Origin of the sequence: Desertivirga arenae, assembly GCF_017355785.1 — a bacterium.
Lineage (GTDB): Bacteria > Bacteroidota > Bacteroidia > Sphingobacteriales > Sphingobacteriaceae > Desertivirga > Desertivirga arenae.
Map to the genome: position 1 here is coordinate 81,241 of NZ_JAFEWE010000001.1, position 10,764 is coordinate 92,004.

Sequence of the window (10,764 nt, forward strand, 5' to 3'; positions counted from 1 at the left end):
AACTAAAAGCAGCAGTATATTTATAGAATTATTATTGGCTAAATTATGACAATTAAATACCCGCTACCGGCTAATGAGTTCGAACGGATTATCAACCTATCCGAATTTGATCTGGATTACACCAATCTTCAGGACTCTTTTGAGAATTTGGCCAGATTAGCAGCAAAGATCGCAGGGTCTGAAATTTCCCTGGTGAATCTGATTGATACCTATACCCAATGGACTATTTCAAGTCATGGAATTTCGTTGGACCAGATGGGAAGGGAAGAATCTGTTTGCCAATATACTATTGTAGAAACTGATAAGTTTGAAGTATCTGATCTAACGGCCGATGATCGTTTCAAAAATAAATTTTATGTCGTAGGCGACCCGCACTTGAAATACTATTATGGAATTCCTCTCAGAACTAAGGAGGGAATTAATATTGGGGCCTTATGTGTAATGGATAAGGAGACCAAAATATTAACTCCTGAAAAAACCGAGATGCTCCAAATAATAGCGGAGGAGGTGGTTAACCGATTGAAGGCATTCAAAGCAATCGCACAACTTCAGGCAGCTTTAAAAGAATCGAATGAAACGAAGAAACGTATTGTTCATGACGTTAGAGGACCATTAGCAGGTATTATTGGCTTAACAGAGATAATAGCAGAACAAGGAGACAGCAACAAGATTGAAGAGGTAATGGAATTCATTAATTTGATCAATAAAAGCAGCAGCTCCATTTTAGACCTTGCTAATGAGATTCTTACCTCTGAAAAGAAATTAGAAAAGGCACCTGCCTTAAAGGCCGACGAGTATAACCAACTGGTATTGAAAGAGAAGCTTTTACAACTGTATACGCCACAAGCGATGAACAAGAACATCAAGTTTGAAGTTCATACGGCGGCAGATACAGAAGTAATTCCTTTTTCCAAAAACAAGTTGCTTCAGATCATCGGCAATTTAATTTCGAACGCGATTAAATTCACACCAGAGGGTGGACAAGTTGTGGTTGATCTGAAACTTAAAATAGGAACGCATACTAATGATCTTATTATCCAGGTAAGGGATACAGGCATTGGACTAAGTCAGGAGTCCATCGATGCTGTTGTAAAAGGTCAGGGAAGTTCAACGAACGGAACTGAAGGAGAAATAGGCTTTGGATTTGGATTGGCGCTTGTGAAACATCTTGTAGAAACCCTTGATGGGATCCTCAACATAAACTCTATTCCTGGAAAAGAAACAATCTTCGAAATAAGCTTGCCTCAACCGCAGAAATAAATGAAGAAAAGCTTTAACTTTTTTAATAAGAGAAGTTAAAGCTTTTTTAATACGGTGATAATTTAGATATTTCCTTTTTCAGCGATTTTTTTTCATTCTCCGTATTACTAAGAGTTATTGAATTCATCCAATTGCTCATTATTTCCTGCATCTGCTCAGGTGAAGGCTGACCGCCAGGGTTAGCACTGTTTCTAAAGATTAAAACAAATTCTTTCATGATATTAATAATTTACCCAATGACGATCTTGTCTTTAAGATGGGGACATTAATTCAATTTTTAAAATAAGTTCTCTTCAAAATACTATTTCATAAGCGCTCATCGCATTCCGTTCTAATGGTCTTTGTTCAATAATGCGGGAAATAAGGTTGATGAAGGAATAATTTAAAAAAAATTTAACATTGATCCTAAAGCATTTAGGGAAAAACACAGTGTTAAATAAGCAGAAAAGCATTTTTCAATTTGGAGGTGAACACCTTTTTTGTACTTTTGCCCCCGGAGAGTTGGCAGAGTGGTCGATTGCGGCAGTCTTGAAAACTGTTGACTGTAACAGGTCCGGGGGTTCGAATCCCTCACTCTCCGCGAAGAAAGGCATCCTTATGGGATGCCTTTCGTGCGTTAGGAGGGATTCGAACCAGAAGGGTAGGCCTGGGTTCGAACTATCTCTCGAACGGGTATAGCCAGGCATCGAGCGAGTGAGAAATCACTCACTCTCCGCCAAATAAAATGCTGCCCGAAGGGTGGCATTTTTTGTTTACGGTGAGCCGAGTTTACTCGGGCGAGCAGATAAACAAAAAATGCCAGGGAGCGTAGCGACCAGCATTTGATTTGAAGCCACCCCCTCTAAGGGATCAACGAAGTTAATCCCTGCAACAAAAGCCTTATCTCCTCATTCCTACTCTCCTAAGTACCCAAAACAAGTATAAACCCCCACCCCTACCGTTTAACTACCTGTTTAGATCATTTCAGAAACAGAAAGGTAGCTTACAAGTTGTTGCTACAAAGCTATTCCCTATGAATAATGCACTTTTTAAAAATATGATCCCCAATAATCTCTTACTTGCTAAGACCACCCTAATCTTGAAAAGCAATAAGGAAAACAGATCACAATCGAAGAGCTTCAAAGCCAGATGGAAGTTCGTACATCCGAATTAAAAACGCAAAACTATACATACCAAAACCATGAAAAACATAATAATAGCAATTAATCCAAAGGAGGAAAGAGACCTTTTAAGAAGATTGCTGGAAACAAACACAAACCTTGGAATAATCAGAGATGCTAATTCTTTGGAAGACGTTATATTGATGGCAGAAACAGGAATAGCAGGTATTGCGGTAATTGAAAGCGACCTAAGTCAGGAAGACGAAATTTTGAGATTACGGAAACTACACTACCGCCATCCGGACCTACAAGCAATAGTAGTATCGGATAATGATCATCAACAAACCGTTAAAAAAGCTTTTGAAATAGGTGTAAAAGCCTATCTGCTAAAAGATTGTAGCGTTGAAGAACTTCATTTCGCAGTAGATCAGGTTGCTAAAGGACGGATTTATGTTTGTTCTGTCCTCGGGCTTAAATTTATGAAGCAGACGAGCCCGCTAGCAAATTCGGAAGATACAGCGGTAAACCTGACCAGCAGGGAGCTTGAGGTTCTTACTCTTATTGCAGAGGGTTATACTAATTACCAGATAGCAGACAAGTTATTCACAAGTCGTAGAACTGTAGAAGGTCATAGACTAAGCCTAAGCCGTAAGCTTGGGGTAAAAAACTCAGCACAGATGATCAAAGTAGCGTATAAAAGCGGCTTAATCGAGGCAGCTTAAAATAAGGGTACCCTTTTACAGCAATTGAAAATACTGCTATAAGGTGATTGAAATAATACTCCTTGTAGCGGTATCTTTTCAGGTGAATGGGTAAACTTAACTCCCAATCTTCAAAGCCGGACTATGTAGTATTTGCAGAGACTTTTGTATAGAAAATTCCATAAGGCTTTTATTCTTCCTTTTTTTTATCTTCCAGATATTCGTCGGTGAAGTGCTTTTTTTGCTTCGGCTCTGAGAACCTCTCTGAGTTATACATTGCCGATTGCCCCTTAGGAATAGAAAGAGAACTCCAGGACGACGCGCACATCTTACCAATAAACACAATCTGACCAATATGATAACTGTAATGGGCGAGCTGGCGGTTGATTGCCTCCATAACTGTATGTCCCTGATTACGTATGTAGATCAGCTGTGCAAGATTTTCATTGCTTAAAGAGTACAAGGTGTCAAAAAACACTTTCCACCCTTCATTCCACTTCGTGATCATATCATCCTTGTTCATTACATCATTAAAAAATTCAGCTTCACGATCACGCCATTCTTTCTCACCATCACTTGTTAGAAAATCTGTCCAGCGACTTAACATATTCCCCCAAAGGTGTTTTACGATGGTGGCAATACTATTGCTCTCTTCATTGTATTGCCAGAACAATTTCTCTTCCGGTACCTGGGAAAAAGTTTTCTCTCCAAGCATTTTATAATATTCGAACTGTTTTATTACGCTCTCAAGGTATCCGCTATCCATAACGATTTTTAACAAGTTTAACATGTCTTAATTATCTCGCAGAAGTCTTTTCAAAGTTGCAGGAATACTTAGAAAAATAGTTACTGTAATAGGTCAACAACTTTCTCTAGTCGCTCATTTAAACAGGAAACTGACTGGGAGAACAGCCAAAATACTTTTTAAATTCGTTGCTAAAGGCTGCAAGGTTGGCGTATCCCAATTCTGTATAAATCTCAGAAGGTCGCTTCTGAAGGGAAAGCAGAAAGCGGGCTTTATCCATTTTCATCTGCTGAAAATATCTTTGAGGGGACATTTTATAGGTACTCATGAAATGTCTTTTAAAGGTGGAGACGCTCATATCGCATAAAAACGCCAACTCATCAATACTTAAACCTTTATTTAAATTCAGGCTTACCACCTGTCGAAGCTTAATTTCCGTCTTATCATTAAAGGCCTGGAGAACGAAAGCTTTGAACTGATCAGGGTATCTTACACTCACATACATGAGAAGTTCACGAGCTTTTAATTCATCCATTTCTGAATTACCCTGTCTGCGCAACAATTGCAAAGATTCACAGAAGTTATTGATGAACGGATCCTTTTCGAATTTGCAGATCCCTTTGGCTTGATCAAGATTAGTTTTTGAACACAGACTTGTTGCTGCATAGTCAGACAATACCTTGTTACTAAAAAAAATAAGAATAGCTTCATATTCCTTATTCTCGGCAACCCTCTCAGACATTAAAGTACTTCCACTGCTTAGCAGTAGAATATCCCGATCTGTGATCAATTCTTTACCTTCTGCTGTTTGAACTTCTTTGACTCCAATCTGCAACAGGCAAAACATATTTGTGGTAAAGATTACTTTGTTCCTTATGGAAGACCTGTTATTGGAATAAAAATAGATCCGGCAGTCGGTAACTTCTATTCCGAAATCCTGAGGTAAGGTAAAGATGTCTTTATCCATAGCAATGTAAAGCTAAGTATTATAGAAACCTTCCGGAACTGCTATTTGAATTTGTTATTGAAAGAAAATTGATCGCAATAAAAAGCCCTGTAGCTATGAGAGCAGCAGGGCAACCTAAACCTTATCACAATTTGTACAAATATAAAAAAACGTAAGCCAACAAAGTCGGCCCAGATTGTCAAAGTATTGCTATTAAAATTTCTCATGCAGGTAATGCAAGGAGTATTTTTAGTACAAAGAACCCGGTATATTATTGAGAGCCTACTCTAAAGAATTTGCAATTTTCCCAATCACTAATAGTTTTCGGTAAAACCTGGCCATCCTCGAATTTTATGTAAATAAGATTAGCCTGATAATCGAGTGATGATACAACAAATAAGCTTTCTCCATAGTACAAAAGATCCCCCTCTTGCACGGTATTTATGTCTAAAATGGGCTTCACAGCTGAAAATAAAGGCTGAAAGTACGAAGTAGATGGAACTATCAATTAACTAAAAGTAAAATTTGAAACGATTTTAAATAACCATTTTGTAAAACAAAACAGAGGATCTGGTCCTGGGACAAACATTTTCAGAAGAAAAATCTGGTAAGTTGCAAGGAGTCAGAGGATAAAACAAAAAACAGTTTACTTTTAACACCCCTGATTCTGATACCGGCGCTCAATTTTCTATTTTTGCCGCAGCTTAGCTAAAGCTTTAAATGGAAAAAAAGGTAGTCTTAAAACCCATTATGTTTGTTGGTACTTCTTCCGATGTTGGAAAAAGTGTGATCACGGCGGGCTTCTGCCGCATCTTTAAGCAGGATGGCTTCTCTCCTGCTCCTTTTAAGGCACAAAACATGTCGCTTAACAGCTTCGCCACTCCAGATGGCTTTGAAATTGGAAGAGCGCAGGCTGTACAAGCAGAAGCTGCAGGCATTTCTTGCCATACTGATATGAATCCGGTGCTACTTAAACCAACATCTGATTCCAGTTCGCAGGTAGTGCTGCATGGAAAACCGGTTGGAAACATGTCGGCCAGGGACTATTTTAAGGCTGAAGGGCGCGAAAAGCTTTTCCAGGAAGTCACCGCCTCTTTTAGGCGTTTAGCTTCTGATTACATGCCTATAGTACTTGAAGGTGCAGGAAGCATTTCAGAATTGAACCTAAAGCATCGTGACATCACCAATATGAGAATGGCAAAGGAAGCAGGCGCCGCCACTTTCCTGGTTACAGACATTGAGCGAGGTGGAGTTTTTGCGAGCTTATATGGAACTATGGCATTACTCGAACCCGAGGAAAAAGCATTGATAAAGGGAATCATAATCAATAAATTCCGCGGCGATAGTGCCTTGTTTGAAGAAGGAAGGGTTATGATCGAAAAGCTTTGCGGAGTACCTGTGGTCGGGATCCTTCCCTACTTCAAGGATATTGTGATTGAAGAGGAAGACTCAGTATCCCTAAAACAGAAACTGAATAAAGCCTCCGGGGATAAAGTAAATATTGCTGTTATTCTCTTAAACCGTCTCTCTAACTTTACTGACTTCAGTCGCCTTGAAAATGATCCGAGAGCTAGCGTTTACTATACCATTGATCCTGAAGAAATAGGCAAGGCAGATATCATTATCCTGCCAGGAAGCAAAAACACCATTGAGGATACGATAGCTATTAAAAATAATGGCGTTGCACAGGCTGTTATGCAGGGCTTTAAAGATGGTAAAACCATTATAGGGATTTGCGGAGGGTACCAAATGCTAGGGGAATCTATAGACGACCCTTACGGGATAGAAAGCAGTATTAGTTCTACCGCAGGACTTGGAATACTTCCTGTTAAGACTATTCTGCATTCGGAAAAAGTAACTAAACAGTCTACTTTCAGATTTCAAGAGCTGAATAATGAATGTTTGGGGTATGAGATCCATATGGGAGAAACAAGCACAGAGAAGGCACGTCCCCTTAATTTTCTCAGCGATGGCAGAGTAGATGGCTACTTTCTTAACGAGCGATGCTGGGGAACGTATATGCATGGCATCCTTGATAATCCTGCAGTAATTAATCATCTGCTAAAACCATACACCGACTTAGAAAACATCATGGACTACCAGGAATTCAAAGATCTGCAATATAACCGGCTGGCTGATCTGATCAGGAATCATCTCGACATGAAGTTCATTTATCAAACTTTAGAAAGCTAACCATGCTGCACGGCCACGGCGACGACGGATACCTGTATCAAAAGCAGATCCAGGCAGATTTTAGTACTAACGTGTGGTATGGCGGAGAACCTGCGGGACTTAAGGAACACCTCTTTTCTATATGGCCAAGTATCAACAAGTATCCTGAGGTGGTAGCAGAGGGCCTGGTAGAAAAGTTAAGTCACCACCATCAACTTCCTGCTGATTCATTTCTAATCAATAACGGCAGTACAGAAAGCATTTACCTGGTAGCACAAGCTTTTGAAGGAAGAAAGACGGCAATTACGATTCCTGCCTTTGCTGAATACCAGGATGCCTGCAAAATGTACGAACATCAGATAAGTTTTATCAGATGGGAGGAGCTGAGAGCAGATCTTATAATCAACGCTGATATCCTTTTTATCTGTAATCCAAATAATCCTACTGGTTATGCAATTCAAAATATGGAGGCTATAATCAGAGCAAATCCTGGTGTTCTATTTGTTGTAGATGAAGCTTTCATTGAATTTACACTTGCGATAGATTCACTCATCTCATTGGCCAGTCATCTTGAAAATCTCATCATATTAAGATCTCTGACCAAAGCTTATGCTATACCAGGGTTACGGCTAGGGTATATTGTCGCAGCAAAGGAGATCATTGAGAAATTGAGATCTTTGAAATATCCCTGGTCTGTAAACACACTGGCTGTAGAAGCCGGAAAATTTATCTTTGACAACTACAATTCTATTCAGATTCCCTTAAACCAATTATTAGAAGAGAAAATACGGTTCTCTGAGTTGCTCCGAACTACGGGGATAAATGTATTTGATAGCAGCACCCATTTCTTCATTGCAGAAACACCAAAGTACACAGCGGCCGACTTAAAACGCTTTTTAATTGATAATTTTGGCATTCTTATTCGTGATGCCAGCAATTTCAAAACTCTAGAAGCGAAACATTTCCGGCTTGCGACTTTAGAAGCAGATAAAAATGAACTTTTAATCAAGGCAATGAAAGAATGGATGAGTTCCGGTTATTAGTTTTCTCGCTATTTACAGGCTACCTTCTTGATCTCATCTTTGGCGATCCTGAGCAACTTCCGCATCCGGTAAGGGTTTATGGAAATGCCATATACAGAGCTGAAAAGCTCCTGAATAAAGGCAAAGGAAGATTCATAAAGGGGTGCTTGTTAGCAATATCCCTTTGCACTCTTTGTTTTCTATCCTTCTATTTCCTTCAAAAACTGTTATTTCAGCTCCATCCTATTGCTTATTTTATCAGTGCCAGTGTTTTTGTTTTTTACGGGCTCGCTAATAAAGGATTAATCCAGGAAGGCAGAAATGTTTTTCATGTTTTGGAATTTGAGGGACTCGAAGCAGGCCGAAAACAGCTTTCAAGGATTGTTGGTCGCGATACAAGCAGGTTAAGTCCTCAGCAAATAAGAACAGCTGTACTTGAAACAGTGTCCGAAAATTTAAGCGATGGGGTAATTGCCCCCCTTTTTTATTTTGCAATTGCTGGAGTACCTGGGCTTATGACTTACAAAATGATCAATACCCTGGATTCTATGCTTGGATACAGGACTGATCGTTATGAAAAATTTGGGAAATTCTCTGCCCGGCTTGATGATGTCGCCAATCTTATTCCGGCACGCCTTACTGCAGTGTTAATGGCGCTTTCAGCCCTGAGTATGCGAGCTATTCAATTTGCACTGAAATATGGGAGCAAGCATAAAAGCCCTAATTCGGGCTATCCGGAAGCTGCCCTTGCAGGGATATTGAACATACGTTTTGGCGGTCCGAATGTTTATCATGGTGTTTTAGTTGAAAAGCCCTTCATTGGTTCAAATAACAGAGAGATAGATCACGGAGATTTTAATATCGCTGCAAGAATTAATCATACCAGTACTTTACTTATGATTATTCTCATAGCAGCATTAAGTTTTGCTTTACATGCCTAAATATATTATAACGGGAGGCCCCGGAGCGGGAAAAACGAGTTTACTCAACGCATTAGAGGAGAAGGGATTTTCTGTATCCGAAGAAGCTTCTAGACAACTGATCATCGAAGAAGTGGCCAAAGGATCTGAATGCCTCCCATGGATTAACCTTCCTGCCTTTGCCGAAAAAGCGCTGGAAAGAATGCAGTCACTGTATCATGCAGCTCCGAAAGGGCAGGCCACATTTTTTGATCGTGGGATACCTGATATTATTGCCTATCTCAAAGCGGCATCTATTGATCCTGATGCGAAGTATTATCAGGCTTTGTTCAAATGCCAATATCATCCTCAGGTATTTATCCTACCCCCCTGGGAAGGTATCTACGTGAATGATACCGAACGCTGGCAAACGTTTGAAGAGGCAAGCCAGTTGTACCAGTCAATCAAGGAAACCTATGAAGAGCTTGGGTTCGAATTAATTGAGCTACCTTCTGCAAGTATTAAAGAACGAGCAGAACTTGTAGTGTCACATATTGAAAATTTTGTTTCAGCAACCAGGTAATGGAACAAGATCGATCGATACCGCAATTTCTGATAGCCGCGCCTTCCAGTAATTCTGGCAAAACCACACTTACACTAGGTCTGATTAAAGCTCTTTCTAATATGGGACTAAAAGTTCAAGCCTTCAAATGTGGTCCCGATTATATCGACCCCATCCTGCATAGGAGAGCGAGCGGACAGCATTCTATCAACATTGACATGTTTATGGCTTCTGCTGAGCATGCAAAGGGCCTGTATGCCAGGTATACAACTAATGCTGATGCTGCTGTTGTAGAAGGGGTAATGGGACTTTTCGATGGGGCGTACAAAATGAAGGGAAGCGGAGCTGAAGTAGCTATTATGTTGGATATCCCGGTGGTTTTAGTGGTTGATGCAAAAGCAATGGCCTATTCAGCAGCGGCTCTTATCTATGGCTTTAAAAATTTCTGTAAAGACATCAACCTGGCGGGAGTTATTTTTAACCGGGTTAAAACAAGTTCTCATTACAGCTTTCTGGTTGATGCCTGTACAGATGCAGGTGTTGAAGCTTTAGGATATCTCCCCCCTCAGGAGAACATTGAAATTCCTTCCAGACATTTAGGGTTGAGCATAGATACCCAGGTTGACATTGCAGCAATATGCGGCAGGATTGCTGAATCACTTGAGAAAACAGTTAATCTGGCGCGACTTGTTGAATTAACATCAAAACCTGCTCCTGCAGCATTTGCAGAGAGGGCCTTGTCAGTTTCAGAAAGCAAAGAAAGGATACGTATTGCTGTGGCAAAGGACGAAGCCTTTAATTTTACCTATCAGGAGAACCTGGAAGCCTTGAAAGCTTTGGGTGAGCTGAGCTTTTTCAGTCCCATACATGATAAACGCCTCCCTAAATGTGATCTCTTATACCTTGCCGGGGGATATCCAGAGCTTCATTTAGAACGATTGAGTCAGAATCAGGAAATGCTTTCTACTATCAGAGCCTACTGTGAGGCTGGGGGAAGAACACTTGCTGAATGCGGTGGGATGATGTATTTAGGTCAATCCATTACTGATCAGGAAAGTAAAGTTCTCCCTATGGTAGGATTCTTACCTTTGACGACCTCTATGGCTGTACCGAAATTGCATTTAGGATACAGGCAAATTGAAATAAAAGGTTTAACCATAAAAGGTCATGAATTCCATTATTCCAACTGTAGTGCTGCAAACGAAGCTATAGTTACCAATTGCAAAATTCTAAATGCAAAAGGAGCTCAAGTAGATTCTAAGATCTACAGAAGAAATTCCACAATTGCATCTTACATCCATTTCTATTGGGCTGAAAATCCTGGCTTCCTAAATAACTTGTTTGCGTTTTAACCTTT

The 10,764-nt window shown here is 40.1% G+C and carries 10 protein-coding genes and 1 tRNA gene; 8 read left to right on the forward strand and 3 right to left on the reverse strand.

From position 1 onward, the window contains the following. Window positions 1–45 precede the first annotated feature (45 nt). Complete coding sequence (locus J4N24_RS00425) at window positions 46–1,260, forward strand: GAF domain-containing sensor histidine kinase (protein WP_207531666.1); 1,215 nt, start codon at window positions 46–48, stop codon at window positions 1,258–1,260. Between the two features lie 46 nt (window positions 1,261–1,306). Here J4N24_RS00425 and J4N24_RS00430 read toward each other — a convergent pair whose 3' ends face one another. Continuing rightward, entirely contained in the window at window positions 1,307–1,477 is a 171-nt protein-coding gene (locus J4N24_RS00430; RefSeq protein ID WP_207531667.1) for a hypothetical protein, read from the reverse strand. A 278-nt stretch (window positions 1,478–1,755) separates the two neighbouring features. On the opposite strand from J4N24_RS00430, the gene J4N24_RS00435 reads away from it, so the two are divergent. Both J4N24_RS00435 and J4N24_RS00440 read left to right on the forward strand, forming a co-directional pair. After that, window positions 1,756–1,840, forward strand: a tRNA-Ser gene (locus tag J4N24_RS00435). A 600-nt stretch (window positions 1,841–2,440) separates the two neighbouring features. Next, the gene (locus J4N24_RS00440; RefSeq protein WP_207531668.1) at window positions 2,441–3,082 is read left to right on the forward strand and encodes a response regulator transcription factor; all 642 of its coding nucleotides are present in this window, start codon (window positions 2,441–2,443) and stop codon (window positions 3,080–3,082) included. 169 nt (window positions 3,083–3,251) lie between these two features. Here J4N24_RS00440 and J4N24_RS00445 read toward each other — a convergent pair whose 3' ends face one another. Further along, window positions 3,252–3,827, reverse strand: a complete 576-nt coding sequence (locus tag J4N24_RS00445) for a DUF1572 family protein (RefSeq protein WP_207531669.1) — start codon at window positions 3,825–3,827, stop codon at window positions 3,252–3,254. Between the two features lie 118 nt (window positions 3,828–3,945). Continuing rightward, a complete protein-coding gene (locus J4N24_RS00450; protein ID WP_207531670.1) occupies window positions 3,946–4,773 on the reverse strand; it encodes a helix-turn-helix domain-containing protein in 828 nt (275 codons plus the stop codon). A 699-nt stretch (window positions 4,774–5,472) separates the two neighbouring features. On the opposite strand from J4N24_RS00450, the gene J4N24_RS00455 reads away from it, so the two are divergent. From J4N24_RS00455 to J4N24_RS00475, 5 genes are read left to right on the forward strand one after another with little or no spacing between them, the layout of a single operon-like run. After that, window positions 5,473–6,945 (forward strand): cobyric acid synthase, encoded by a 1,473-nt coding sequence (locus tag J4N24_RS00455; protein ID WP_207531671.1) that lies wholly within the window; start codon window positions 5,473–5,475, stop codon window positions 6,943–6,945. Between the two features lie 2 nt (window positions 6,946–6,947). Next, window positions 6,948–7,967 carry a pyridoxal phosphate-dependent aminotransferase gene (locus J4N24_RS00460; protein WP_207531672.1) on the forward strand — a complete coding sequence of 340 codons (1,020 nt, stop codon included), beginning with the start codon at window positions 6,948–6,950 and terminating at the stop codon, window positions 7,965–7,967. After that, window positions 7,946–8,887 carry an adenosylcobinamide-phosphate synthase CbiB gene (gene cbiB / locus J4N24_RS00465; protein ID WP_207531673.1) on the forward strand — a complete coding sequence of 314 codons (942 nt, stop codon included), beginning with the start codon at window positions 7,946–7,948 and terminating at the stop codon, window positions 8,885–8,887. The genes J4N24_RS00460 and cbiB overlap by 22 nt, the downstream gene beginning before the upstream one ends. Beyond that, window positions 8,880–9,428, forward strand: a complete 549-nt coding sequence (locus tag J4N24_RS00470) for an AAA family ATPase (protein ID WP_207531674.1) — start codon at window positions 8,880–8,882, stop codon at window positions 9,426–9,428. The genes cbiB and J4N24_RS00470 overlap by 8 nt, the downstream gene beginning before the upstream one ends. After that, complete coding sequence (locus J4N24_RS00475; RefSeq protein WP_207531675.1) at window positions 9,428–10,759, forward strand: cobyrinic acid a,c-diamide synthase CobB; 1,332 nt, start codon at window positions 9,428–9,430, stop codon at window positions 10,757–10,759. The genes J4N24_RS00470 and J4N24_RS00475 overlap by 1 nt, the downstream gene beginning before the upstream one ends. The last annotated feature ends 5 nt before the right edge of the window (window positions 10,760–10,764 follow it).

Bases quoted from the DNA above. Each gene is read 5' to 3' on its own strand.
- J4N24_RS00470 (WP_207531674.1), top strand. From the start codon at position 8,880: ATGCCTAAATATATTATAACGGGAGGCCCCGGAGCGGGAAAAACGAGT.
- J4N24_RS00440 (WP_207531668.1), top strand. From the start codon at position 2,441: ATGAAAAACATAATAATAGCAATTAATCCAAAGGAGGAAAGAGACCTT.
- J4N24_RS00475 (WP_207531675.1), top strand. From the start codon at position 9,428: ATGGAACAAGATCGATCGATACCGCAATTTCTGATAGCCGCGCCTTCC.
- J4N24_RS00430 (WP_207531667.1), bottom strand. From the start codon at position 1,477: ATGAAAGAATTTGTTTTAATCTTTAGAAACAGTGCTAACCCTGGCGGT.
- J4N24_RS00450 (WP_207531670.1), bottom strand. From the start codon at position 4,773: ATGGATAAAGACATCTTTACCTTACCTCAGGATTTCGGAATAGAAGTT.
- J4N24_RS00460 (WP_207531672.1), top strand. From the start codon at position 6,948: ATGCTGCACGGCCACGGCGACGACGGATACCTGTATCAAAAGCAGATC.
- J4N24_RS00455 (WP_207531671.1), top strand. From the start codon at position 5,473: ATGGAAAAAAAGGTAGTCTTAAAACCCATTATGTTTGTTGGTACTTCT.
- J4N24_RS00425 (WP_207531666.1), top strand. From the start codon at position 46: ATGACAATTAAATACCCGCTACCGGCTAATGAGTTCGAACGGATTATC.
- cbiB (WP_207531673.1), top strand. From the start codon at position 7,946: ATGGATGAGTTCCGGTTATTAGTTTTCTCGCTATTTACAGGCTACCTT.
- J4N24_RS00445 (WP_207531669.1), bottom strand. From the start codon at position 3,827: ATGGATAGCGGATACCTTGAGAGCGTAATAAAACAGTTCGAATATTAT.